Origin of the sequence: Kaistia defluvii, from assembly GCF_040548815.1 — a bacterium.
Classification (GTDB): domain Bacteria; phylum Pseudomonadota; class Alphaproteobacteria; order Rhizobiales; family Kaistiaceae; genus Kaistia; species Kaistia defluvii_A.
Genome location: NZ_JBEPSM010000001.1, coordinates 1842889 through 1867725, shown reverse-complemented (window position 1 = coordinate 1867725; position 24837 = coordinate 1842889). Strand labels below are relative to the sequence as shown.

The window sequence follows — 24837 nt, the reverse complement described above, 5'->3', positions numbered from 1 at the left end:
TGCGCGAAAATGGGCCCCGAGAGGGCCTTTTTTATTGGCTTGATGGAACTGACAAAAGGCGGACCCGGCGATGAGCGTCCGCGACGGAGCGAAACGATGACACGGCAGATGACCGGCGCAGAGATGGTCGTTCAGGCATTGATCGACCAGGGCGTGGAACACCTCTTCGGTTATCCCGGCGGCTCGGTGCTGCCGATCTATGACGAGCTGTTCCAGCAGGACAAGGTCCAGCACATCCTCGTCCGCCAGGAAGGCGGAGCCGGGCATTCGGCCGAAGGCTATGCCCGCTCCACCGGCAAGGTCGGCGTCGCGCTCGTCACCTCCGGCCCCGGCGCCACCAACATGGTGACCCCGCTCGCCGACGCGCTGATGGATTCCATCCCCATGGTCTGCATCACCGGCCAGGTCGCGACGCACCTGATCGGCTCGGACGCCTTCCAGGAGGCGGACACCGTCGGCATCACGCGCCCCTGCACCAAGCACAACTGGCTGGTCAAGGACGTCAACGACCTCGCGCGCATCCTGCACGAGGCCTTCTATGTCGCGCGTTCCGGCCGTCCGGGTCCGGTCGTCGTCGACATTCCGAAGGACGTCCAGTTCGCCACCGGCACCTATAACGGTCCGGCGATGGTCGAGCACAAGACCTATCGTCCGCGCGTCGAGGGCGACCCGGATGCGATCCTGGCTGCCGTCGAGATGATCGCCAAGGCGAAGAAGCCGATCTTCTATACCGGCGGAGGCGTCATCAATTCCGGCCCCGAGGCTTCGCAGTTGCTGCGCGAACTGGCGCATCTGACCGGCTTCCCGGTCACGTCGACGCTGATGGGCCTCGGCGCCTTCCCGGCGACGGACAAGCAGTGGCTCGGCATGCTGGGCATGCACGGCACCTTTGAAGCCAACCATGCGATGCATGACTGCGACGTCATGATCAATGTCGGCGCGCGCTTCGACGACCGCATCACCGGCCGCCTGGACGGCTTCTCGCCCGGCTCGAAGAAGATCCACATCGATATCGATCCGTCCTCGATCAACAAGAACGTCCGCGTCGACATCGGCATTGTCGGCGACGTCGCGCATGTGCTGAAGGCGATGCTGGCGGCCTGGAAATCGGCCGGGCACAAGGCTGACAAGGCGGCGCTGAAGAACTGGTGGGGCGAGATCGACCGCTGGCGCGCGCGCAACAGCCTCGGCTTCCGCCAGAACAGCGAGACGATCCTGCCGCAATATGCGATCCGCACGCTCTATGAGCGGACGCGGGGCAAGGATGTCTACATCTCGACGGAAGTCGGACAGCATCAGATGTGGGCGGCGCAGTACTTTGGCTTCGACGAGCCGAACCGCTGGATGACCTCGGGCGGACTGGGCACGATGGGCTATGGCCTGCCGGCGGCGATCGGCGCGCAGGCGGCGCATCGCGACGCGCTCTGCATCGACATTGCCGGCGACGCCTCGATCCTGATGAACATGCAGGAGCTGTCGACGGCGATCCAGCATGAGCTGCCGGTCAAGGTGTTCATCCTGAACAACCAGTATATGGGCATGGTGCGCCAGTGGCAGCAGCTGCTGCATGGCAACCGCCTGTCGCACTCCTACACGGACTCGCTGCCCGATTTCGTCAAGCTGGCGGAAGCCTATGGCGCGGTCGGCATGCGCTGCGAGAAGGCGTCCGAGCTCGAAGGCGCGATCGACGCGATGATCGCGGCCAAGGGGCCGGTGCTGTTCGATTGCCGCGTCGCCAATCTCGCCAACTGCTTCCCGATGATCCCCTCGGGCAAGGCGCATAACGAGATGCTGCTGGCGGAAGAGGCGACGGACGAAGTGATCGCCAACGCGATCGACGCGGCCGGCAAGGCGCTGGTCTGAGTCCTTCGATATGCCAATCTTGGCGTCATCCCGGGCGAAACGCAGCTGAGGCCCGGGATCCATTCTGCCGAGGACCGTCACGGCTGAATGGATCCCCGCTTTCGCGGGGATGACGGCGAGTTCTTGTTTCAGGCGGATGCCGAATATTTGGAGAACAACATGCAGCCCGGATCCGTCTACGCGATCAAGGAAGGCAAGGATAAGACCGAGCAGCACACGCTATCGGTGCTTGTCGACAACGAGCCGGGCGTCCTAGCCCGCGTCATCGGCCTGTTCTCGGGGCGCGGCTACAATATCGAGAGCCTTACCGTCTCGGAGACCGAGCACGAGAAGCATCGCTCGCGTATCACGGTCGTGACCATGGGCCCGCCGCAGGTGATCGAGCAGATCAAGTCGCAGCTGGAGCGCATGGTTCCGGTGCACCGGGTCATCGACCTGACCGTCACCGGCAAGGCGATCGAGCGCGAGCTGCTGCTGATCAAGGTGCGCGGCGCCGGCGACGACCGGGTCGAGGCGCTGCGCCTCGCCGATGCGTTCCGCGCCCGCGTGATCGACGCGACCACCGAGAGCTTCGTGTTCGAGCTGACCGGCCGCACCGACAAGCTCGACCAGTTCATCCTGCTCATGCAGCCGCTCGGCCTGGTCGAAGTCTCGCGCACCGGCGTCGCCGCCATTACCCGTGGCGCCGACGCAACCTGATTTCGTGACCTTGCCCCGGCCCGTCACGGGCCGGGGATCCGCCGCCTAGCCGAGCTTGGCGTGGCCCCAGGCCCGCATCAGCAGGCGCTTCAGCACGGCGAAATCCGCCTCGCCCAGTTCGTCGCGCCAGTCGCGCTCGACCGCGTGCTGGATCTCGACGATTTTCCGGAACGCGGCGTGCCCCCGCTCCGTGAAGCGGATGACGCGCGCGCTGCCATCTCCCTCGACATTCGACCGCACGAGATAGCCGAAGCCTTCCAGGCTGCGCAGCAGCTGGTTGATCGCCTGCTTGCTCATGCCGACGCGCTCGGCCAGCGCAGCGGGGCGCACGCCATCCGGCCCCGGATATTGCAGCACCGGAATATGCGGAAGGCGCAATTCGTCAAAGCCGGCCGCGTTCAGCTCGCGGATGACGCGCCGGTGGATCGCCTGCGCCGGCGCGCGCAGCAGCGCGCCGATCAGCGGATCGTCCGGGGAGAGGGAGGGTGCGTCGGGAGCTGTCAGGGTCATTGACTTTCAGTAAATGGAGTTTACCACTATGCGTAAATCCAGTTTACTCGAAGGAGCTTTTCGATGCCAGCGCCCGACACCGGCCTCCGCGTCAATCCGGCCGAGGAAATCATCGCCACCAAGGGGCTTTCCATCCGCTTCCTGCTGACCGGCGAAAGCTCGAATGGCAGCGTCGCCACCTTCGAGCTCACCGTGCCGCATGCCGAAGGCTTGCCCGCGCCGGCGCACAGCCACGATCACTATGAAGAGACGATCTATGGCCTGGAGGGCGTGCTGCGCTGGACGGTGGATGGCGCTGTGATCGATCTCGGGCCGGGCGAGGTGCTCTGCATCCCGCGCGGCGCGGTGCACCGCTTCGACAACCAGGGAACGCAGGATGCGAAGGCGCTCTGCGTAATTACGCCGGCGGCGATCGGGTCGGATTATTTCCGCGAGACCTTCGCGGTGATCAACGAGGCCGCCGGCGGCCCGCCCGATCGCGCCCGGATGCTGGAAATCATGCGCCGCCACGGCCTGACGCCGGCACCGCCACCGGTGGCGAAGGCCTGAGGGCGGTAGGAAGACCCTCACCCCAGCCCTCTCCCGCGTGGCGGGAGAGGGGGCGGCTGCGTGCTCCGGCCGTAACGTGAAAGGGATCGGCCCGACGCTCTGTAAGGAGCCGCGAGGGTTGTGACGCGCGAGGGCGCCACCCTCGCCCGCTTGCGGGAGAGGGTAGGGTGAGGGGCTTGCTTGCCTTGCCTTGCCTCAGGCGATCTGCAACTCGGCGCGCTTCCAGCCGATGGCCGGGGCGATGTGGTCGGCGATGGTCTTCAGCAGCTTGGCATTGTATTCGACGCCGAGCTGGTTCGGCACCGTCAGCAACAGCGTGTCGGCGTCGAGCACTGCCTGGTCCTTGGCGAGTTCGGCCGCGATCACGTCCGGCGCGCCGATATAGCTCTTGCCGAAACGGGCGATGCCGCCGCCGAGATAGCCGACCTGGTCCTGGTCCGAGCCGTCGCGGGCGCCGAAATACATCCGGTCGATGTCGTCAACGATCGGCATCACGCTGCGCGAGACCGATACGCGCGGCTCGTGCTGCCAGCCAGCCGCCTTCCAGGCATCGCGATAGAGCTGGATCTGCTCGGCCTGCAATTCGCTGAACGGCACGCCGGTATCTTCCGAAAGCAGCGTCGAGCTCATCAGGTTCATGCCCTGCTCGGCGGTCCAGACCGCCGTCTTGCGCGTGCCGGCGCCCCACCAGATGCGCTCCGGCAAACCGGCCGATTGCGGCTGGATCGCAAGCCGGCCGCTCATGCCGGTCATCTTCAGGTCGGCCTTGGCGATGCCGGCGCCCTTGATCGCCGCGCGGAACAGTTCGGTGTGGGTGCGGGCGAGGTCGGCGCCGCTCAGATCCTCGCCGGAATCATAGCCGAAGGCTTCCCAGCCGCGCTCGGCAGGCTCGGGCGAGCCGCGGCTGATGCCAAGCTGCAGTCGCCCGTCTCCGATCAGGTCGGTGGCCGCGGCCTCCTCGGCCATGTAGAGCGGGTTCTCGTAGCGCATGTCGACGACGGCGGTGCCGAATTCGATGCGCTTGGTGCGGGCTGCGATCGCCGCGAGCACGGGGAAGGGGGCCGCCGCCTGGCGTGCGAAATGGTGGACGCGGAAATAGGCGCCATCGATGCCGATTTCCTCGGCGGCGACGGCGAGATCGATCGCCTGGAGCAGGGACTCCTGTGCTGTGCGCGTCTGCGAGCCGCGGGCGGCCTGCCAATGGCCGAAGGAAAGGAAGCCGATCTTTTTCTGCAACGGAATTCTCCATGGGCGGGCGCGGCGATGACTGTTCAGATAGGCGCGAGGCCGCTCGTTTCCCATGGCTATGAACCCGGCAAGGCCCGCCCGTCCAGACCGCTTCCGGTGAACGGCCTGTCGCGTTTCGATGATCGGGAAGCTTGACCGCCTCCGGGGCTTGCTGTAGTCAACTGGAACCGTACCGTACGGTACGCTGCAACGCAGCATCAGGCGGGTCGCCCCGTCTCTTGGCAAGGACATTCCGGAAGCCGCATGAACGAGACGCTGCCCCAGACCGAGGCCTATTCGCCGCGCCAGAACGCCGTTCTGGAAAGCGCGCTCGGCCTGCTGGTCGAGGGCGGCGAGCGGGCGCTGACCACGGCGGGCGTGGCGCGCGCGGCGAACTGCTCGAAGGAAAGCCTCTACAAGTGGTTCGGCGATCGCGACGGCCTGCTGGCGGCGATGATCACCTTCCAGTCGAGCAAGGTGAAGGCGGAGCCCGCGGGTTCCGGCTCGACGGGTCGGGCGGCGCTGGCCGCGCAACTGACCGGGATCGCCGCCACCCTGCTGAAGGTGCTGGCCGGCGACGTGTCGCTGGCGCTGAACCGGCTCGCCATCGGCCAGGCCAAGCGCGGCGAGGCCGATCTGGGCCAGCTTTTGCGTGAGCATGGCCGCCGGCCGATCGAGACGCGGCTTTCGGCGCTGCTCGAAAGCGGGCGGCGGGAGCGGCTGCTTGACTTCGCCGACACGCGCGAGGCCTATCGCACGCTGTACGGCCTGATCGTGCGCGATATGCATGTGCGCCTGCTGCTGGGCGACAGCCTGGACGGCGAGGAGCCGGCGAAGCGGGCGGCGCAGGCCATCAAGGAATTTTTCCGGCTCTATGGCACGGAAGAAAATTCCGGACCGGCTCCAGAGAGAGCCGGCGCGGGAAACGAACGGACGGGATAGAAAGGAACACCCTCATGCGCGTTTATTACGATCGCGATGCCGATCTCAATCTGATCAAGTCCAAGAAGGTCGCGATCATCGGCTACGGCTCCCAGGGCCGCGCCCATGCGCTGAACCTCAAGGATTCGGGCGCCAAGGACGTTGTCGTCGCTCTGCGCGCCGGCTCCAACACCGTCGCCAAGGCCGAGGCCGATGGCTTCAAGGTCATGACCGTCGCCGAGGCAGCTGCCTGGGCCGACCTGATGATGATGGCCGCTCCCGACGAGCTGCAGGCCGACATCTACAAGGACGACATCGCCGCCAACATCCGTGACGGCGCCGCGATTGCCTTCGCGCACGGCCTCAACGTTCACTTCGGCCTGATCGAAGCCAAGAAGACCGTCGACGTCGTCATGATCGCGCCGAAGGGCCCGGGCCACACCGTCCGCGGCGAATACCAGAAGGGCGGCGGCGTTCCCTGCCTCGTCGCGATCTCGCAGGACGCATCGGGCAACGCGCTCGACCTGGCTCTGTCCTACGCCTGTGGCGTTGGCGGCGGCCGTTCGGGCATCATCGAGACCACCTTCAAGGAAGAGTGCGAGACCGACCTGTTCGGCGAGCAGGCCGTTCTCTGCGGCGGCCTGGTCGAGCTGATCCGCGCTGGTTTCGAGACGCTGGTCGAAGCCGGCTACGCGCCGGAAATGGCCTATTTTGAGTGCCTGCACGAAGTGAAGCTGATCGTCGACCTCATCTATGAGGGCGGCATCGCCAACATGAACTACTCGATCTCGAACACCGCCGAGTGGGGCGAGTATGTCACGGGTCCGCGTATCGTCACCGCCGAGACCAAGGCCGAGATGAAGCGCGTCCTCACCGACATCCAGACCGGCAAGTTCACCTCCGACTGGATGCAGGAATACAAGGCCGGCGCATCGCGCTTCAAGGCCATCCGTCGCAACAACGACGCGCACCAGATCGAGGCCGTCGGCGCCAAGCTGCGCGAGATGATGCCCTGGATCGGCAAGAATAAGCTGGTCGACAAGTCCGTCAACTAAGCCTTCGGCTTCGGGCAAGGCCCTTGCCACAACCCTCTCCCGCACGGGAGAGGGGACATTGCGGGGCTTCCTGCCACCGAACCGAAAAAAAAAGCCCCGCGGGAGCGATCCCGCGGGGCTTCTGCATGTCCGGCAGCGGCGGCTCAGTAGGAGCCGCGGCAGCGATATTCGTAGCCGTCCGCGCCGATGAACGTATCGGTCTCCGGGCTGTAGCTGCGGTAGCGGTCGAGGCAATAATCGACATGCGCGCGCCAGGCGGCGCCGCGCGGCGGCGGAACCTCGTAGTCGTCGGCATAGGCGCGCGGCTGCGACGCGATGGCACCGATGCCGAGGCCGAGCAGGGTGCCGGCGGCGAGGCCGCCGATGACGGCGCCGCTATTGTCGCGGTGATAATGGCCATAATAGCGCGGCCCGCCGTGCCAGCGGTCCGCCGACGCTGTCGAAGCCGTTGCCGTAACGGCAAGAATGCCGAGAACGCCAGCGAGAGACGCGGTAACGAAGCTTCTCATCGTGAAGCCTCCTGTTCGTGAAGCCTGTGATGACGCGAATATCCGTGCGCATCGGGGCAAAACTATGACTGGAGAACTTCGCTCGCCCGCGGCAAATCTACCTTAGGTGGTGGTTGCGTTGTTTGCCTGCGGAAGAGAAGCCAAGAATAGGGGCCGGTTCAGCGCGCGGCAGGATCCGGTGTCGGCCAAGGTCGCTCAGACGACGCCGCCATTGGCGCGGATGACCTGACCGTTGACCCACGCGCTGTCCGGGCTCGCCAGGAACGCGACTACGGCGGCGATATCCGCCGGCTGGCCGAGCCGGCGCATCGGGTTCATGCCGGCGATGGCTCGGATCTGCTCCTCGGTCTTGCCCCTGGTGAACAGTTCCGTCTCGACGGGGCCGGGCGCCACGGCGTTGACGGTGATCCGCCGCGGCCCAAGCTCCTTGGCCAAGATGTGGGTCATCGCCTCGACGGCGGCCTTGGTCGCGGCGTAGACGCCATATCCCGGCTGGTACAAGCCGACGACGCTCGACGAAAAGTTGACGATGCGTCCGTCGTCGCGAAGCCGCCTGGTTGCTTCGCGCATGCCCCGGAAGGCGCCGCCAAGATTGATCGCGATCTGCGATTCGAAGGCGGCGTCGTCGACATCGGCTATCGGGCCCAGCGTCATCACACCGGCATTGTTGACGAGGATATCGACGCCTCCAAAGGCCGCCTCGGCAGCGTCGAACAGGGTAGCGACGCCGCCCGGACGGGCGATGTCGGCCTGAACGACGATGGCCTTGCCGCCGGCCGCCTCGATGGAGGCGACGATTTCGCCGGCGGGCTTTTGGCTGGACGCATAGTTGACGGCGACGGCGATTCCGTCCGCGGCGAGACGGAGGGCGATCGCCGCGCCGATCCCCTTCGAGGCTCCGGTGACGATCGCAACACGTTGGGCTTGGCTGGTCATGGCATTGTTCCTGTTTGGATGGGCCCAAAATGGCGCATGACAAATTCCAGAACAATCAGCGGATAATTGACATGACAATTCGGCTGTGATGAACAAGCGCATGGACCGTCTGGATCGCATGGAACTGTTTGTTCGCGTCGTGGACCGCCGCAGCTTTTCGGCGGCGGCGGCCGATCTGGGGCTCGCCCGCTCGACCGCAACGGAAGCCTTGAAGCAACTGGAGCGAAGTCTCGGTGTGCGCCTGCTGGAGCGGACCACACGACACGTCGCGCCGACCCTGGACGGGCAGGCCTATTACCATCGCTGCCTTTCCATTCTTTCCGAGGTGGACGAGGCGGAAAACGCGTTTCGCGATGCGCAGCCCCGTGGCCTGCTGCGCGTCGACGCGCATGGCCTGCTCACCCGCACCTTCCTGCTGCCCCGGCTGCGGGAATTCATGGAGCGCTATCCGCTGCTCGATTTGCAGATCGGGCAGGGCGACCGGCTTGTCGATCTGGTGCGCGAGGGCGTGGATTGCGTCATCCGCGCCGGGACGGCGGTGGAAAGCGGCCTGATCATGCGGCGGCTGGCCACCATGACCGAGATCACCTGCGCCAGTCCGGCCTATCTCGAAAAGCACGGCACGCCTCAATCGCCGGATGCGCTGGAGGGGCATTTCGCGGTCGGCTTCCTCTCCTCCCGCACCGGGGAGGCGATGCCTCTGGAATTTCACGTCGACGGTGCGGTCCGCCAGGTCAGCCTGCCAGGACGGCTGACCGTGAATAATTCCGACACGATGGCCGATCTGGCGCGCCGCGGTTTTGGCCTTATCCAGGCGCCACGCTATCGCTTTCGGCAGGATCTGGCCGATGGCGCGCTGGTCGAGGTGTTGAAGGACTTTCCTCCGCCACCGACGCCGCTGGCCGCGTTCTATCCGCAAAACCGCCAATTATCGCCGCGACTGCGCGTGTTTCTGGACTGGATCGCCAAAATCTTCGCCGAGGCCGATCTCTAGAAAAAGTCGGTGGACGACAGCTCTCGCCCCGTCAACCGATGGCGAAGGCCGGACAAACTGGCCTAGGCTGACGCCCAATCAAGATTGGGAGGAACTGCCTTGGCTGAGGGAATTATTCTGGTCGATCCGCTGCCGCGGACGCTGGATCTGATCATGGAGCCGGATGTCCGCGCGCGGCTGGAAAAGCTGGGCCGGGTGGTGATCTCGGAAGATGCGCCGATGTCGGACGCGCAAATTGACGAACTGCTGCCGGAGACGGTCTTGATCTTCGGCCAGACCGCATTGCCGCGCGAGCGTCTCGATCGGGCGAAGAAGCTGAAGGGGGTCATCAATGTCGAGACCAACTTCCTGCCCAATATCGACTATCAGGCCTGCCAGGAACGCAACATCTGGGTGCTGACGCCGGGTTCGGCCTTTGCCGCCCCGGTGGCGGAGGCCGCCCTCGGCATGGCGATCGACCTGGCGCGCGGCATTACGGCGGCGGATCGCGCGTTTCGCGCCGGCACGGAGCAATATGGCCTCGCCGCCAACGCCGAGACCTTCCGCTTCGCCGGCGCCTCGGTCGGTATCATCGGCCTGGGCGATCTCGGCAAGAATCTGCGCGAACTGATCCGGCCGTTCCGCAACCCGGTCAAGGTCTTCGACCCCTGGCTGCCGGACGAGATCATCGAGCGCCACGACTGCACGCCCGCCTCGCTGGACGAACTGCTTTCGACCAGCCAGGTCGTCTTTGTTTTCGCGGCGGTGACGGGCGAGAACCAGGGCTTCCTGGGCGCCCGCGAATTCGCGCTGATGGAGAAGGGCGCCGCCTTCCTGCTGATGAGCCGCGCGGCGGTGGTCGATTTCCCGGCCATGCTTGACGCGGTCCGCTCCGGCCATATCCGCGTCGCAACCGACGTGTTCCCGGAGGAGCCGGTGCCGGCCGATGATCCGGTGCGCCAGATGGAGGGCATTCTGCTCTCCGCGCACCGGACCGGCGGCACGGTCGACGCGCTGTTTTCGATCGGCCGGATGGCGGTGGCGGATGCGGAACTGATCCTGCGCGGCCTGCCGCCGCAACTTTGCCGTCGCGCCGATCCGGCGCTGGCAAGCCGGCTGCGCTCGAAGCCCGTCAGCGTGACCTGAAGCGACCCCGCCGAAACGCAAAGGCGGGAGACCTCTCGAGGTCTTCCGCCTAGCGGCTTTGCTGGAGCTGCGCTTTGCGGATCTTCCGGATCGTGCCGACGATGGCCAGGAGGAAGACCGCCATTGAGAGAAGGATCGAGATTTCGATATAGCGCTCGAAGGCCCAGTCTCCGACGATCAGCCGGATCAGGCGTTCGTTGCGGGACATGATCGCCGGGATTCGATTGGCGCTCCAGATCGCATCCCGAAAGATGAATGCGATCAGCAGAAAGATTTCGATGCCGATGAAGACAGCGAGATATTTAAGATTCTTCGACACTGGGGAACGGCAGACTGCAGCTTGTATGAAAACAGACTGCAGCATCCCGGATTCGCGGCCGGGGGTAAACCTCGGCGGTCAACGGTCGCAAACAGGGACCGGGAACGGGCCGGGACAGGCAGCGCGTTCAACCCGCTGCCCGTCCCGAAACGGAACGCTTAGTAGGAACCGCGGCAGCGATATTCGTTGCCGTCGCGACCGATGAAGGTATCGGTGCGCTCGTCATAGGAGCGGTAGTTGTCGTAGCACCATTCGGTGTGGGCACGCCAATTGGCGCGGACGACGCGGCGCGGCGGTGCACGGTAGCCATCGTCATAGACCGGGGCGGCGTAACGGGGCGGGGCGATCTCGTAGCCATTGTCGTAGCGGGGCGCGGCGAGCAGGGCGCCGACACCGAGGCCGACGGCCGCGCCGGCTGCCAGGGCGGCGTTCCTGCCGTTTTCGGCGGAGGCGGTCTGCGCCGTGCCGACGACGGCGGTGATCCCGATGAGGGTAGCAAGAGCGGCGGCTGCGATCTTCTTCATGCTGGTATCTCCGGTAGGCGTTGATGCGGTTTTAGAGGGGGCGACCTGAACGCTCGCTGAATGACCAGAGCACAACAAAACGCGGGCTTCGCCGCTATGAATGCCATCACAGAGGCCGCGCCGCTTCCCGCCGTGCTATGACGGATCATCTAGTTCCGATCGACGCATGAGGTTGCCTTGTCCCGCCGCTTTGCCCTTCTCGACGTGTTTGCCAAAACCCCGCTTCAGGGCAATCAGCTTGCCGTGGTCCTCGACAGCGAGGGGCTGAGCGACGAGCGCATGCAGGCGATCACGCGCGAGTTCAACCTGGCCGAGACGGTGTTCGTCCTGCCGCCGGAACGGCCCGGCCATCGCGCGCATCTGCGCATTTTCTGCCCGGCCTATGAAATGCCGTTTGCCGGCCACCCGACCGTCGGCACGGCGGTGCTGCTGGCGCTCGAAACCTTCGGTCCGGATGCGGCCGGGCAGGATGCGGTCTTCGTCGTCGAGGAAAAGGTCGGCGACATCCGCTGCGCCGTCGCGCTGCATTCCGGCAAGGCGGGCCACGCCATCTTCGACGTGCCGCGCCAGGCGGAAAAGATTGAGGCCGTGATCGACGACGCGGCGCTGGCGGCGATGCTGGGGCTGGAGCCGTCGCAACTGGGCTGCGAGAATCACCGCCCGTCGGTCTATTCGGCGGGTGTGCCCTATCTGCTGGTGCCGGTGCGCGATCTCTCGGCCATCGCCCGCGCAAGGCCGGTGATCCAGAACTGGAAGAGCGTGCTGCCGGAGGGCGTCGGCAGCGTCTATCTCTACACGCGCGAGACCACGACCAACGAGCATCAGTTCCACGCCCGCATGTTCTGGCTCGGCGAGGGCATCATCGAGGACCCGGCGACCGGCTCCGCCGCCGCCGCCTTCGCCGGCGCGGTTGCGGCCTTCGACCAGTTGCCCTCGGGCACGCATCGCTTCGTCATCGAGCAGGGTTTTGAAATCGACCGTCCGAGCCTGATCTCGCTCGAGGTTGACATCGAGAATCACGCCCTGTTCGCCAGCCGGATCGGCGGCGACACCGTGCTGATCGCCCGGGGAACGCTGGATATCTAGGCAAGACCCTCAGCGCTCTCGAGCTTGCTTTCCTGCCTGCTGAGTGTCTCGAACATCATCCTGAGGTGCCCGGCAAAGCCGGGCCTCGAAGGAGCGTTCAGCGATCGCTCTTGAAAGCGCAAAGGCCGATTTCGTCGACTCCAGATTCGGGGCGCTCCGCTGGAGCCTCCTTCGAGGCTCGGCTCACACGAAGCGCCTCAGGATGATGGCGGAGGGCGGCGGAAGCCTTTCTTCACCTCTCCCTGAGGGAGAGGTCGGAGCGAAGCTCCGGCCGAGGAGTTAGAGAACCCTCAGGACAAGGCTGCGGATGTGAGGCGCCAGCTTGCGGAGGCCGTAAACCCTCACCCGCCGGCCTTTGGCCGCCGACCTCTCCTTCAGGGAGAGGTGAGGGTGATTTTACAGCCTCGTAGCAACCGAACCTCTGCCCCTACGATGTCAACGTAGGGATCTCCTCTTCGCGGACCCGGCAGCCCTCACGCCACCGCCGCTGGTTCTCCGTCCAGCGAACGCTCCAGCACCGTAGTCACCACATATTCCGCGCGGGCGCGGATCGTGTGGTTCTCCAGCGTGAACGCCCGCGCCGCGACGGCCATGCCGGCGAGGCGGTCGGGGTCCTGCAGGGCGCCGCGCACGGCGCGCGAGAGGCCGCCGGGTTCGGGCGAATAGTAGAAGCAATGCTCGCCATTGCGGAACGGTCTGTGCTGGCAGATCGTCGGATAGTTCATCACCGGCACGGTGCCGAGTTCGCTCGACTCATAGTGGCGGTAGCAATCCCAGCCATAGCCCATTGGCGACCAGGCAAGCCGGGCCGAGGCGAGGCGGTGGTGGAAGGTGGCGCGATCGAGCGGGCCATCCGGCACGTCGATGATGTAGCCCTCGTTGCGCAGCGCCAGCAATTCCTCGATGCCTTCGCTGCGCACGCTGCTATTCGGGTGCGTGTCGCCGGCGAAGAACACGTCCGACGTCTTCACCGTCGTCGGCTGGCTGGCGAGCCGGCCGGGATAGCCGAGATGGATCGGCTTCAGCTTGTGGATCCGGCGCTGCGAGCTCTTCTTCAGCCGCCAGCGCCGGCCGGGCAGGTCCCAATGGCTCGACTTGAAGAACACCTGCCATTTGTCGGCGGTGAGCTCGCGCTTGAAATAGCTGTGGCAGCGGTCGATCAGGCGGAAATTGTGCTTCCCCACGCCGAAGGAATCATTGATGTCGATCACCGCCACGGGGACGTCGTGGAAGCGATGCATCAGCCGCGTGGCGGCAATGGCGAACAGCGCCTTGGGCGCGCGCACGTGATAATCGCGCAACGCCGTCAGCCAGGTGCGCGGATGCCAGGCGGGAAGCGTCGGCCCGTCCACGACGACGAGGTCATAGTCGCCGTCGCGCAGCATTCGCATCGTGCGGAAGAAGGCGCCGGGGCCGAGCAGGGGCGCGTTCGCGCCGCCGGGCTTGCGGCCCGACCAGAAGAAGTCGGTCTGGTCGGGGGCTGCATGATGGAACAGGCGCGTGTTGATATCGAGAATGCGCAACGGGCGGCCGCCACGCGTCCTGGCTTCGTCGACGGTCATGGTGGGGCCCGGTCCTCTGCTTCGCGTGGTCTATAGCAACCCGCCAAATCCCCATGCAACAGAAACGGCGAAGGCCCGATTGTCGCCTTGCTTCCGATAGGGGTCCTTTGCTATGGGTCTTGCAGTCTGATCCCGGCGTGACGCCGCGCGGTCCGGCGGAATGCAAACGAGGGCGAGAGCGTGCGGCTCTTCACGATTCATGGTTCCGGGTTCCAGGTTGCGTCCGACGCGACCGGCCGTGCCATGTCCGCTCTTCGTGGTCTGCTTCTCCTTAGACGCCCCTGAGCGTCGGCTGCCCCATGTCGGGCGGGCACTCAGGGGAATGAAAGCGAAGACCTCCGCCATTCATGCCCTGATCGCCATGCGCGCGTCGGGCACCCGATAAGGAAGACCAGAATGACCGCGAATGCCAACTCGTCCTCGTCCAAGGACCGGATCGTCATCTTCGACACGACCTTGCGCGACGGCGAGCAGTGCCCCGGCGCCTCGATGACGTTCGAAGAAAAGATCGAAGTCGCCGAACTGCTCGAAGACATGGGCGTCGACGTGATCGAAGCCGGCTTCCCGATCGCCAGCCAGGGCGATTTCGAGGCCGTGCACGAGATCGCCAAGCGCGCCGGTGACAATGTCACCATCGCCGGCCTCGCCCGCGCGATTTCCGGCGACATCATCCGCGCCGGCGAGGCGGTCCGCGTCGCCAAGCGTTCGCGCATCCACACCTTCGTCTCGACCTCGCCCATCCATCTGGCGCATCAGATGCGCAAGACCGAGGAGCAGGTGCTCGACATCATCGCCGCCACGGTTGCGCAGGCGCGCAACCTGGTCGAGGACGTCGAGTGGTCCGCGATGGACGCCACCCGTACGCCGATCGAATATCTGGTCCGCTGCGTCGACGCCGCCATCAAGGCCGGCGCCACGACGATCAACCTGCCCGATACGGTCGGCTATGCCGTGCCGGAAGAATATGCGGCCATGTTCCGCCAGGTGATCGAGCGCGTTCCCAATTCCGACAAGGCGATCTTCTCCACCCATTGCCATAACGATCTGGGCCTGGCCGTCGCCAATTCGCTGGCGGGTATCGCTGGCGGTGCCCGCCAGATCGAATGCACGATCAACGGCCTCGGCGAGCGCGCCGGCAATGCGGCGCTGGAAGAGATCGTCATGGCGATCCGCACCCGCCGCGATGTCATGCCCTATGACACCAATATCGACGCGACCATGCTGACCCGCGCTTCGAAGATGGTCTCGAACGTCTCGGCTTTCCCGGTCCAGTACAACAAGGCGATCGTCGGCCGGAACGCCTTCGCGCATGAAAGCGGCATCCACCAGGACGGCATGCTGAAGAACGCCGAGACCTACGAGATCATGACGCCGGAGAGCGTCGGCGTGAAGGCGACCTCGCTCGTGATGGGCAAGCATTCGGGCCGCCATGCTTTCCGCGAGAAGCTGAAGGAATTGGGCTACGAGGTCGGCGACAATGCCCTGGAAGACGCTTTCAAGCGCTTCAAGGATTTGGCGGACCGCAAGAAGCATGTCTATGACGAGGACATCGAGGCGCTGATCGGCGACGAGGTCGCTACCGCCGCCGAATCGATTCGCCTGTTGTCGCTGACCGTCATCGCCGGCACCGGCGGCGCCGCCAAGGCGATCATCAGCCTCGACGTCGAGGGTTCGCACGTCACCAAGGAAGTCTCCGGCAACGGCCCGGTCGACGCGATCTTCAACGCGATCAAGGCGATCGTGCCGCATGAGGCGACGCTGTCGCTCTATCAGGTGCACGCGGTCACCGAAGGCACCGACGCGCAGGCCGAGGTTTCGGTCCGGCTCGAGGAAGACGGCAAGTCGGTCACCGGCAAGGGCGCCGACCCGGATACGATGGTTGCCTCGGCCAAGGCGTATCTCTCCAGCCTGAACAAGCTGACGGTGAAGCGCCAGCGCCAGCACGCCCAGGCCGTTAACGCCTGATCGGGTGACGTTTGAATGCCAACGGCCGCGTCGATGACGCGGCCGTTTTCGTTTGTGACGGCACTTTCGCGGATAGGGGCCTTCAACGACGGTTGCTCCGCCATCATCCTGAGGCGCTTCGCGAGAGCGAAGCCTCGAAGGAGGATCCAGCGTGACGCCTCTCGCCGCATACGATCGTGCCCGGCCTGCGTGGTCACTGGACCCTCCTTCGAGGCCCGGCTTCGCCGGGCAACTCAGGATGATGGCGGAGCTTTGGGCCAGCCCTGGAATCCGTCCCCGCCGAGTGAAATAGCGTCCCCAGCAGCGAAACGGCGCCCTGCTTTCGCAGGACGCCGTTTCCGTCGATCCGAATGCCGTCTTATTCCGGCAGGGAGAAATCCAGGCGGAGGAACTGCGTCTCGCCGGAATGGTCGTCGACGCCGTCATTGTCGGTGATCGCATAGCCATTGCCGGCGGCGTCGATGGCGAAGCTCTCGATCTTGTCGAGGACGTAGCCATTCGTCGCCTGCAGGGCCGGCAGCAGGTCGTAGAGGTCTTCCTTGGCGACCTTGGGCAGCTCGCCGCCGAGCGGCGCCGGCTTGACGCCGTCCAGCGAGACGAAGGTCAGCTTCTTGATCTTCGCGTCGCGGCCGATCTGGTTGTCGCGCTCGATGGCGACGAGGCCGCCGGGAACGGCGGTCAGCTCGGACAGGCCGACCCAGCCCTTTTCCGCCTTGTCGAGCGGGTAGAGCACGGCCGCCCATTCCTTCGACGCAGGCTTGTAGGCGAGGAGCTTGGTGAAGCCCTTGGGATCGTCTTTCCATTCGCGCTGCACGGCCACCCAGACCGTCTCGTCCGCACCGGTGCCGACCACCGTCACGCCTTCAAAGCCGAAGCGGGTGGCGTGCTGCGCCAGCGCCTCGGGCAGGGCGATCTCTTCCTGAACCACGCCCTTGGCGTCGACGCGGACGAGGGAGGACTGCGTCTTGTTCTTTTCGCGCTCGGGATTGCCTTCCGAGGCGAGCCAGAAGCCGCCATCGCTCGAAAGCGCGATGCCTTCGAGGTCGAGGTTCTCGACCGGCTTGCCATCCTTGGTGACCGTCATCTCGTCGGTGATGAGGGCCGGGGTCTGGGTGGCGTCGATGGTCAGGATGCGGCCGATCTTCTGCGCGCTGTCGATGACGGCGTAGAGCTTGCCGACCTCCTTGGCGTCGGCAACCGTGCCCGAGAGGGCGGCCCAGCCGATCGGCTTGCCGTTCTTGTCGGCCGAGACGAGGGTCGGGTAGGCGGCCGGCGCGTCGCTGCGCTCATAGATCGTCACGACGGAGCCGATCAGGCCGTCCTCGCGCAGATCGTTTTCGGCGGCCGTCACGAACAGGTTGCGCGAGGGGATGGCGAGCAGGCCTTCCGGGCCGATGCCGCCCGGCAGCGCCTGCAGGAAGGTTGGGGCCTTACCGGCGCCCTCGTCCTTGTAGACGCCGACCAGCGAGGCCCGCTCGGAGCCGACGAAGATCAGCTTGTCGGCGCCGAAGGTGCCGACTTCGGCGCCTTCCGGCTCGTTGCCCTTCTTGTTGCGCTTTTCCGGGTAGTGGCCGAGGCGGACGGTCTCGTATTCGAGCGCGGTGCCCGAGTCATAATCGAGCGTGCCGTCGATGTTGAAGATCGAGAAGCCGCGCGAGCCGCCCTTCCAGTCGCCCTCATTGGCGGTGAAGAACCGCTCATTGTCGATCCATTGCACGCCGTCCGGCTCGCGAGCGACCTTTTCCATCTTGCCGGAAAGGCCGATCACGCCGTCCTTCTTCACGTCGATGCCATCGAGATCGACGGTGCCGGCCGAAAAATGCTTCACGACCTTTCCGGTGGCGAGGTCGGCGATGACGATGTGGTTGTTCTCCTGCAGGGTGAGAACAACCTGGTTCTTGTCGTTGATATCGACGAATTCCGGCTCGGGATCGGTCGGGGCGATGTCGGCAAGGCCCGTGACGTCGATGACCGTCTTGCTGGCGCAGTCGACGGAACCATCGGCGCCGATCGCGAAGCTGGTCAGGTTGCCGCCCGGCAGCTGCGGGATGGCGCCTTCGTTGATGTCCTCGTCGCGCTCATTCTCGATCGCGATGGCGAGGAATTTGCCGTCCGGGCTCTTGGCGAGCGAATCCGGCTGGCCGGAGAGATCACAGGTAGCCTTCACGGTCTTGGAGGCGAGGTCGACGATGGCGAGATGGCCCGAGGGCTCGCTCTTCGACTTGGAGGTGACGACGCCGACCAGGGCGAAGCCGTTGGCGACGACGGTCGAGGTCGGCTCGCCGCCGAGAGCGACGGTGCCGGCCGGCTTGGGGGCCTTCGGATCGGTTATGTCGATCAGGCCGATACGCTCGCCGGGGCTGTCGGTATAGACCAGCGTCTTGCCGTCGGCGGTCGCGGTGATGATCTCGGCGACCGTCTTCTTCTTCGCGTCGGCATCGGCAGGCAGGTTGTCGACGACATGGAAGGTCGCGATGCGGTTGAAGTTTTCCGCGGCGTGGGAGGCGAGGGCGGTGCCCGCCAGGAGGCTGGCTGCGAGCGCGCTGCGCAGGATCGGCTTGAGCATGGTTTCCTCAATCATTTCAGAGAGGTCCGGGGCGGAAAGCGCCAAGGATTGCCGGCAATAGACCGAGCGCGCATGACGGGAGAATGACAGTTTCCCGCGGCTCGCCGCCTGGCTTTCGAAGATTTCCACAGTCCATTGAAAGGGCGGCTGGACAGGCCGGGAGCGCTTTGCTACATACCGCCTCGTTCCGGGCGTCGCGGCGAAGGCTTCGAGGCCGCCACGGAATGGGTGCATAGCTCAGTTGGTAGAGCAGCTGACTCTTAATCAGCTTGTCCTAGGTTCGATCCCTAGTGCACCCACCAAATTACCGACCGTTCGCGGGTTCCAGAGCCTTCTTGTTTTCGCTCTGTAATGTCAGCGAATGGGTGCATAGCTCAGTTGGTAGAGCAGCTGACTCTTAATCAGCTTGTCCTAGGTTCGATCCCTAGTGCACCCACCATCTTCGACAAGGCCGCCAGTCTCTGACTGGCGGCCTTGTTCGTTTCCGGACCTTGCCAGACCCACGGCCTTGCCCGACTTATACGGGAACGTCCCGGCGTCCGCGCGGTTGATTGCCCAGCGGGCGGGCGGATGGTCTACTGGCCCGACGACAACAAGGAGTGGTGAGCCGACATGAATGTCCTTCAATGCAGGATGGCGCTGGCGGGTCTTGGCTGGAGCGTCGAGGATCTGGCGCGGCATGCGGGTGTTCCGGCTGATGCGGCGCTGCGCTTCGATGCCGGCGAGGTCGTGCCGCCGCACGTCTACGAGACGCTGCGGGACACGCTTCAGGCTGCCGGCATCATCTTCGAGGACGAGGGCCAGATGCTCGAGGGCGGGCCCGGCGTGCGGCTCCAGCGCAACCATATCGACGAGGGCAAGCGCCCGGAAGAGCTCAGCTCGGCGAATGACGGCTGAGTTAGCCGCGTTATTCCGACGGGCCAGTTCGGCTGCGTATTCTAGTGAAACGACGTCGTGACCTGAGGAGCGTCTGGGGCGTCGGCGGGGCCATATCGTCGAACTGCATGACCTCCCCGGGATAACGGGCTCGACGCAACTATTGGACCAACGGCATCGAAGAGCCTATCCGCGCTCTCGCCGTACATGAAGAAGATGTACCATCCTTCACCCCATTCATCTCCGTCAAACTCTCCCAAGCCGTTGGAGGTGATCACATGGGCTAGTTGTTCGCCAAGCTCTTCCATGGCTCGGCGTTCTGCTGGATGAGCTGCATTGGCAAATGGCAGATGGATGATGAGTGCCTGCTCTGCTTGTCTTGCCACTGGTTGAGCCTCTGCCGGTGACAAGAGTGATCCAAAAAGTGCGCAGATCGTGCCGATTATTCCAAAAATGCGCATCTTGATTCCACGTTGGCATGTATGCCGCAGCCGCGGGGGTTTCGGAGAGTAGGGGGCTCGATATCAGGTAGGCCGCAGCGCGGTCTGCACCTCCCGCCTGTCTAGCCGGCTATCTCTCTGCGTGTCTGGTGAATTCCCTGCGGCCCTAGCTGCCTAGCGCCGCTTCGGCAGCGTCGTTCCGAAGACGTGATCCCAAAACAGCGTCGTGACGCCGAAATTGCCTTCGTCGCCGCTGTGATGATGGAGGGCGTGCCGGCGCTTGACCCTGTACAGGTAGGAATCGTGCGGCGGGTGCCAGTGGTGCAGCACGTGGTGCACGAAGCTGTAGCTGAGATAGCCGGTGGTGACGCCGGCCGTGAAGCCGCTCGCGACGCCGAAGCCGAACAGGTGCCAGCTCGGCCAGAACACGACGGCGGCGATGACGAAGAAGGACAGCCAGATCGGCGTGCCGATCAGCGCGGTCGGCGCCGCGTGATGCGTCTCGTGCAGATCGCGGAAATAGACGACGTTATGCAGGATGCCGCGATGGATCCAATACTCGGCGAAGGTCCACACGCACAGGCCGACGCCAAAGGCGGCGATCCAGACGAGAGGATTGATGTGTCCCTGCCAGAACACGACAGCCAAGACCAGCCCGGCTAGCGTGATTGGGTAGATGACGAAGTCGGAATAATACGTGACGGGTCTCAACTGCATTTCGCCAACCTAGTCTGGATACACGTCTACAGGAGCGTCATCTTGAATTGAGCCAGCTTAACAGCTTCACTACAAGTGGCGATCCGAGGGTGCGACCAAATATGTTCGAGACACCCATTTCAAGCCCGAGAGGCAGGTGACGGCACCGCACCGGCATGGCATGGTCGCCCCATGCGCATCCTCACTTTCTGCCTCGCCCTGCTGCTTCCCGCCGCTTCCCAGGCCATGGATCTTTCGACGCGGATCGGTTTCGCGGACCTGCAGCCTGGGCGGTCGGCGCCGCTCCTGCAACGTGTGAACATCATCGACGGCACGGATGACCGCGATTCGCTGCTCAAGATCGGGCCATCGCTTGGCCTCTCCCGCAGCGAGATTTCGCGCATCCGCAGCGTCTCGGGCTATGTCGGTTGCCTGTCGCCATCGCCTTCCGTCGGATCTGCGGCGCTGTTCCTGACCAACCAGCAGATCCTCACCGCGGCGCATGTCTTCTTCGAGCCCTCGGGCAAGCGGCGCTGGAAATGCTTCTTCCGCCCGCAGAGCGTCGATGGGCCGATGATCGACCTGATCGTCGACGACCGGACGCATTTCGGCTCCAAGAAGCCGAAGGCGGGATCGAACAATGATTATGCGATCGTGCGGCTGGTCGAGCCCCTGGCGGGCGCCGTGCCGTTCCCGGTCGCGCCGGACGTGCCGGTGCAGAATGGCGACAAGCTGATCGTCATCACCGCGCATCCGGCCGAGATGGAGAAGGACGTCGATCGCGATATTCCCGTCGCGCAGGGCTGCCAGGTGCGGCGCGCTATCAACAAGTCGCGCTCGGCGGCGGCGACCTCGTTCTTCCGGACGGATTGCGATGCGACCGGCGCCTCGTCGGGCGGCATGAACCTGTCGCGCGTCAATGGCCAACTGGTGTTTCGCGGCATCACCATCACCACGGGGCCGTGGCGCGATCCGCGCTACAAGGGCGCGCCCTACAACGAGAAGGGCGGCAGCGTCACCACAGCCCTGGGGGCTGACGCCGCCATTCTCGCCGCCGGCCGGGCAATGGCTGCCGGCGGTTCCTGACGCTGGGGTCGGATCCTGGTCATCTCAGCGGCCGCGCGCGCCGGAGATGTAGAGGTCAATCTGCGACCGGCTGATGCCGACATCGGCGAGCATGCGATCGTCCATCGACATCAGGATCCGGCGATCCTGGCGGCGACGCAGCCAGCGCGGAAGGTTGAGCGCGTTCTTCATGATGGTATCTCCCTGCAAGACCGGCGGTTCATCCGTCGGCGAGGGGTTGATACCGTAGCGTCAGGCCGGGCGCTGTGAACGCTGTCACGGCGCGCGACTACTAGCCGAGATGCATCGCCGCCGTGCTGATCGCCGAGCCCTCATAGCGCGGCAGCAGGTAGATCGCGGCGATCGCCGGCAGGGTGATGACCGCGAAGGCGATGGCCAGCGCCGGGAGGCCGAACTGGATGAACGGCGCCACGAGCGCCGTGCCGATGGTCGGCAGCAGCGTGATCGCGAGCATCAGCGCCGCCGAGCCGCGCCCCTCGTCGGGGGCGGAAGCCGCCAGCGACTTGACGAAGCCGACGCCGCCGCGAAGTCCCAACCCGCCCGGAACCGGAAGCATGATGAACAGCAGCACGACGATGCTGGAGCCCCCGGCGAAGGCATAGACCAGAAGGGCGATCGCCGAGGCGCCGACCATCAGCGTGCCGATGGTGACGAGCCGTTCCGGACCCCAGCGATGGACGAACACGCCGGCGAGGTTGGAGGTCACCACGAACATGGCGACGCTCAGGAGCTGGAACAGGACGAAGGCCTCCACCGTGCCGCCCATCGTCTCGACCATGATGTAGGGCGCGCTGAAGACGAAGGTGATCAGGCCGCCGAGGATCAGCGAGTGGCTGAGCGCATAACGCAGATACGGCCGATTGCGGAGCAGCGCCCAATAGCCGCCGCGCGTCTGGCCGGCCTGCATCTGCGGATTGGCCGGCAGCAGCGACGGCTTGAGGAAGATGACGATGGAGACGAGCCCGCCCAGGACGGCCGGCACGATGAACGAGGCCTGCCAGCCGGAGACATGCAGCAGCCACGCGCCGATCAGCGGGGCGAGGCCAGGCACGAGCGACTGGATGCTGCCGATGACGGAAATGGCGCGCACCGCGCCGGTGTCGCTGAAAAGTCGGCGCAGCATGGGGGCGGGGAGGACGGCGGCGCCGGCCGAGGTGGCGCCCTGGACGACGCGGATGGCGTTCAGCGTCCAGATATCGGTCGAAAGCGCCGCCAGCGCCGAAACGATCGCATAGGCCAGCAGCGACCAAGCCAGCAGCTTTCGTGCGTCGAAGCGATGGGCGATGCTGCCGAACAGGATCAGGCCGATGCTGGAGCCGCCCATATAGGTCGCGAGCACATATTGCGCCGCCTGCGGATCGCCGCCCAGCAGCGAGGGCAGGGTCGGAATTGCCGGCAGGACCAGATCGATCGACACCATGGTCGAGAGGGTGGCGATGACAACGATCAGGCAGGCCAGCATTCGTTCGCGCGAGGTGCGGGCTTCGTCGACGGCGGAATCAGGGTGGTGCATGGGAGACGCGATCCATAGGCAGGGATGCGTCAGCTACCGCAATGGGCGGCGCGGGGATAGTGCTGGAATGCAATCCGCGAGGGGTTCGCTGCTAGGAGCGATTCGGGCGTCGCCACGCCCAAAAGAAAAATGGCCTCCCGAGGGAGGCCATTTTGTGGTTCAGGCTAGAGCCTGCCCATCAGCAGCAGGATCAGCAGAATGATCAGGATCAGGCCGAGACCGCCGCTCGGATAGTAGCCCCAGCCGGAGCTGTAGGGCCAACTGGGCAGCGCTGCGATCACCAGGATCACGATGATAATGAGAAGAATGGTACTCATGTCAGCTCCCCGAATTGGCTCATATAAAGCTCAATGCGGCGGGCCTGTTTCGGTTCCGTGAACCGCGCTCTCTCTCATTCTTTTTCGTTGGGATCAGGGGCGTCCGTCCAGATGGCGGGCGCGGCGCAGATCCGGGAAGAACCGGGCCCACAGCGCCGCGACGGCAACCGTGCCCGCGCCGCCGATCACCACCGCACTGACCGCGCCGAAAACGGCGGCCGACATGCCGGCCCGGAACTCGCCAAGCTCGTTTGAGGCGCCGACGAACACCATGTTGACGGCGTTCACCCGGCCGCGCACCGCGTCCGGCGTCCAGAGCTGGATCAGGGTTTCGCGGATATAGACGCTTACCATGTCGCTGGCGCCCATCAGGATGAGGGCGACGACCGACACCCAGACCAGCGTCGACAGGCCGAAGACGATGGTGGTCAGGCCGAACATGGTGACAAACGCGAACAGCAGCAGGCCGGCATGGTTGCGGATCGGATGGAAGGCGAGCCAGGCCGCCACCGTCAATGCGCCGACAGCCGGCGCGGCGCGCAGCAGGCCGAGGCCCCACGGGCCGACATCCAGGATATCGCGCGCGAAGATCGGCATCAGCGCCGTGGCGCCGCCAAGCAGGACCGCGAACAGGTCGAGCGAGATCGCGCCCAGTACGATCTTTTCCTTCCAGACATAGCGGAAGCCGGCGATCACCGTTTCCCAGCTCGCCTTGTCGCCCAGGATCTTCTGAGCCGGCTTCGGCACCAGCAGGATCAGGATCGCGCCGATGATCATCATGGCCAACGCGACGGCATAGGGCGCCTCGGGCGAGATGCCATAGAGCAGGCCGCCGGCGACGGGGCCGACGATGGTCGCGATCTGCCAGGCGGAGGAATTCCAGGCGATGGCGCTGGCGAGATCCTGCGTCGGCACGAGATTGGGCGCGAGCGATTGCGAGGCCGGGCCCATGAAAGCGCGGACGATGCCGAAGAAGAGCAGGATGCCGAAGACGATGACGACCATCTCGCTGCCCGAGATGGTGAAGGCCAGCAGCGCCATCACGGCCACGGCTTCGCCGGCCAGGCAGAGCGCCATGATCATGCGGCGGTTGAAGCGGTCGGCGACCGAGCCCGTTACCAGGACGAGCAGCAGCGCCGGCAGGAACTGCACCAGTCCGATCAAGCCCAGATCGAAGGGATCGCGCGTCAGGTCATAGACCTGCCAGCCGACGGAGACGCTCACCATGTTGACGGCGAAGGTCGCACAGAGGCGGGACAGCCAATAGAACAGGAAGCCGCGATGTTGGAAGGCGCCGAAGCTCTTGCGCCTGTGCGCAGCCGTGGTGTCGGGCATGGGAGGGAGGTCCAGACCTCTGATGCGGGGAGCGCCGGAAGCGACGCCCGGCGCGATGGTCAGAATGGCCTGTCTAGTCCCGCGCCGGGACTGCGACAATCCGGAACAGCCCGTTAATCGCAATGCAGCCGGCCGTGTGACCTTCTGGTCGCAACGAGCGGGCT

The 24837-nt window shown here is 65.1% G+C and carries 25 protein-coding genes and 2 tRNA genes; 13 read left to right on the top strand and 14 right to left on the bottom strand.

Annotated features, from left to right (window positions below):
* Positions 1–96: 96 nt before the first annotated feature.
* Together ABIE08_RS08855 and ilvN are read left to right on the top strand one after the other, a co-directional pair.
* Positions 97–1863, top strand: a complete 1767-nt coding sequence (locus tag ABIE08_RS08855) for an acetolactate synthase 3 large subunit (RefSeq protein ID WP_354550357.1) — start codon at positions 97–99, stop codon at positions 1861–1863.
* Between the two features lie 159 nt (positions 1864–2022).
* Complete coding sequence (gene ilvN / locus ABIE08_RS08850; RefSeq protein WP_354550356.1) at positions 2023–2562, top strand: acetolactate synthase small subunit; 540 nt, start codon at positions 2023–2025, stop codon at positions 2560–2562.
* Positions 2563–2607: 45 nt separating this feature from the next.
* On the opposite strand, the gene ABIE08_RS08845 is transcribed toward ilvN, so the two are convergent.
* Positions 2608–3072, bottom strand: a complete 465-nt coding sequence (locus tag ABIE08_RS08845; protein ID WP_354550355.1) for a MarR family winged helix-turn-helix transcriptional regulator — start codon at positions 3070–3072, stop codon at positions 2608–2610.
* Positions 3073–3135: 63 nt separating this feature from the next.
* On the opposite strand from ABIE08_RS08845, the gene ABIE08_RS08840 reads away from it, so the two are divergent.
* Positions 3136–3621, top strand: a complete 486-nt coding sequence (locus ABIE08_RS08840; protein WP_354550354.1) for a cupin domain-containing protein — start codon at positions 3136–3138, stop codon at positions 3619–3621.
* Between the two features lie 195 nt (positions 3622–3816).
* Here the strand turns inward: ABIE08_RS08840 and ABIE08_RS08835 are convergent, their stop codons facing one another.
* Positions 3817–4857 (bottom strand): LLM class flavin-dependent oxidoreductase, encoded by a 1041-nt coding sequence (locus tag ABIE08_RS08835; protein WP_354550352.1) that lies wholly within the window; start codon positions 4855–4857, stop codon positions 3817–3819.
* A 255-nt stretch (positions 4858–5112) separates the two neighbouring features.
* On the opposite strand from ABIE08_RS08835, the gene ABIE08_RS08830 reads away from it, so the two are divergent.
* Positions 5113–5790, top strand: coding sequence for a TetR/AcrR family transcriptional regulator C-terminal domain-containing protein (locus ABIE08_RS08830; protein WP_354550351.1), 678 nt, complete (start codon positions 5113–5115; stop codon positions 5788–5790).
* 14 nt (positions 5791–5804) lie between these two features.
* Entirely contained in the window at positions 5805–6824 is a 1020-nt protein-coding gene (ilvC, locus tag ABIE08_RS08825; RefSeq protein WP_354550350.1) for a ketol-acid reductoisomerase, read from the top strand.
* Positions 6825–6967: 143 nt separating this feature from the next.
* On the opposite strand, the gene ABIE08_RS08820 is transcribed toward ilvC, so the two are convergent.
* Together ABIE08_RS08820 and ABIE08_RS08815 are read right to left on the bottom strand one after the other, a co-directional pair.
* Positions 6968–7333 (bottom strand): BA14K family protein, encoded by a 366-nt coding sequence (locus ABIE08_RS08820; protein ID WP_396308743.1) that lies wholly within the window; start codon positions 7331–7333, stop codon positions 6968–6970.
* A gap of 195 nt (positions 7334–7528) precedes the next feature.
* Positions 7529–8269 carry an SDR family oxidoreductase gene (locus ABIE08_RS08815; RefSeq protein ID WP_354550348.1) on the bottom strand — a complete coding sequence of 247 codons (741 nt, stop codon included), beginning with the start codon at positions 8267–8269 and terminating at the stop codon, positions 7529–7531.
* 100 nt (positions 8270–8369) lie between these two features.
* Between ABIE08_RS08815 and ABIE08_RS08810 the strand changes: the two genes are divergently transcribed.
* Together ABIE08_RS08810 and ABIE08_RS08805 are read left to right on the top strand one after the other, a co-directional pair.
* Positions 8370–9263: a LysR family transcriptional regulator gene (locus ABIE08_RS08810; protein WP_354550347.1), complete on the top strand. Its 894-nt coding sequence runs from the start codon at positions 8370–8372 to the stop codon at positions 9261–9263.
* A 99-nt stretch (positions 9264–9362) separates the two neighbouring features.
* Positions 9363–10388, top strand: coding sequence for a hydroxyacid dehydrogenase (locus ABIE08_RS08805; protein WP_354550346.1), 1026 nt, complete (start codon positions 9363–9365; stop codon positions 10386–10388).
* A gap of 49 nt (positions 10389–10437) precedes the next feature.
* Here ABIE08_RS08805 and ABIE08_RS08800 read toward each other — a convergent pair whose 3' ends face one another.
* On the bottom strand, positions 10438–10752 hold the full coding sequence (locus tag ABIE08_RS08800; RefSeq protein ID WP_354550344.1) for a hypothetical protein: 315 nt from the start codon (positions 10750–10752) through the stop codon (positions 10438–10440).
* A gap of 113 nt (positions 10753–10865) precedes the next feature.
* Positions 10866–11231: a BA14K family protein gene (locus ABIE08_RS08795; protein WP_354550343.1), complete on the bottom strand. Its 366-nt coding sequence runs from the start codon at positions 11229–11231 to the stop codon at positions 10866–10868.
* A 177-nt stretch (positions 11232–11408) separates the two neighbouring features.
* On the opposite strand from ABIE08_RS08795, the gene ABIE08_RS08790 reads away from it, so the two are divergent.
* Positions 11409–12317, top strand: a complete 909-nt coding sequence (locus ABIE08_RS08790; RefSeq protein ID WP_354550342.1) for a PhzF family phenazine biosynthesis protein — start codon at positions 11409–11411, stop codon at positions 12315–12317.
* Between the two features lie 473 nt (positions 12318–12790).
* Here the strand turns inward: ABIE08_RS08790 and ABIE08_RS08785 are convergent, their stop codons facing one another.
* Entirely contained in the window at positions 12791–13879 is a 1089-nt protein-coding gene (locus tag ABIE08_RS08785; RefSeq protein WP_354550340.1) for a glycosyltransferase, read from the bottom strand.
* 396 nt (positions 13880–14275) lie between these two features.
* Here ABIE08_RS08785 and ABIE08_RS08780 point away from each other — a divergent pair, with 396 nt between their 5' ends.
* Positions 14276–15844 (top strand): 2-isopropylmalate synthase, encoded by a 1569-nt coding sequence (locus ABIE08_RS08780; RefSeq protein WP_354550339.1) that lies wholly within the window; start codon positions 14276–14278, stop codon positions 15842–15844.
* 358 nt (positions 15845–16202) lie between these two features.
* Here the strand turns inward: ABIE08_RS08780 and ABIE08_RS08775 are convergent, their stop codons facing one another.
* A complete protein-coding gene (locus ABIE08_RS08775) occupies positions 16203–18410 on the bottom strand; it encodes an esterase-like activity of phytase family protein (RefSeq protein ID WP_354550338.1) in 2208 nt (735 codons plus the stop codon).
* Between the two features lie 226 nt (positions 18411–18636).
* Between ABIE08_RS08775 and ABIE08_RS08770 the strand changes: the two genes are divergently transcribed.
* The 3 genes from ABIE08_RS08770 to ABIE08_RS08760 all read left to right on the top strand — a co-directional run bounded on the left by ABIE08_RS08770 (position 18637) and on the right by ABIE08_RS08760 (position 19307).
* Positions 18637–18712: transfer RNA gene (locus ABIE08_RS08770), tRNA-Lys, on the top strand.
* Positions 18713–18773: 61 nt separating this feature from the next.
* Positions 18774–18849, top strand: a tRNA-Lys gene (locus ABIE08_RS08765).
* A gap of 173 nt (positions 18850–19022) precedes the next feature.
* On the top strand, positions 19023–19307 hold the full coding sequence (locus ABIE08_RS08760) for a DNA-binding protein (protein ID WP_354550336.1): 285 nt from the start codon (positions 19023–19025) through the stop codon (positions 19305–19307).
* A gap of 41 nt (positions 19308–19348) precedes the next feature.
* Here ABIE08_RS08760 and ABIE08_RS08755 read toward each other — a convergent pair whose 3' ends face one another.
* Together ABIE08_RS08755 and ABIE08_RS08750 are read right to left on the bottom strand one after the other, a co-directional pair.
* Positions 19349–19747 (bottom strand): hypothetical protein, encoded by a 399-nt coding sequence (locus ABIE08_RS08755; RefSeq protein WP_354550334.1) that lies wholly within the window; start codon positions 19745–19747, stop codon positions 19349–19351.
* 153 nt (positions 19748–19900) lie between these two features.
* A complete protein-coding gene (locus ABIE08_RS08750; protein ID WP_354550332.1) occupies positions 19901–20443 on the bottom strand; it encodes a sterol desaturase family protein in 543 nt (180 codons plus the stop codon).
* A gap of 171 nt (positions 20444–20614) precedes the next feature.
* Between ABIE08_RS08750 and ABIE08_RS08745 the strand changes: the two genes are divergently transcribed.
* The gene (locus ABIE08_RS08745; protein WP_354550330.1) at positions 20615–21508 is read left to right on the top strand and encodes a trypsin-like serine peptidase; all 894 of its coding nucleotides are present in this window, start codon (positions 20615–20617) and stop codon (positions 21506–21508) included.
* Positions 21509–21532: 24 nt separating this feature from the next.
* On the opposite strand, the gene ABIE08_RS08740 is transcribed toward ABIE08_RS08745, so the two are convergent.
* From ABIE08_RS08740 to ABIE08_RS08725, 4 genes are all read right to left on the bottom strand, one after another.
* Entirely contained in the window at positions 21533–21679 is a 147-nt protein-coding gene (locus ABIE08_RS08740; protein WP_266329492.1) for a DUF1127 domain-containing protein, read from the bottom strand.
* A 100-nt stretch (positions 21680–21779) separates the two neighbouring features.
* On the bottom strand, positions 21780–23021 hold the full coding sequence (locus tag ABIE08_RS08735) for an MFS transporter (RefSeq protein ID WP_354550328.1): 1242 nt from the start codon (positions 23019–23021) through the stop codon (positions 21780–21782).
* A 164-nt stretch (positions 23022–23185) separates the two neighbouring features.
* Complete coding sequence (locus ABIE08_RS08730; protein ID WP_266329490.1) at positions 23186–23338, bottom strand: DUF3309 family protein; 153 nt, start codon at positions 23336–23338, stop codon at positions 23186–23188.
* Between the two features lie 93 nt (positions 23339–23431).
* Positions 23432–24673 (bottom strand): MFS transporter, encoded by a 1242-nt coding sequence (locus ABIE08_RS08725; RefSeq protein ID WP_354550326.1) that lies wholly within the window; start codon positions 24671–24673, stop codon positions 23432–23434.
* Positions 24674–24837: the final 164 nt, after the last annotated feature.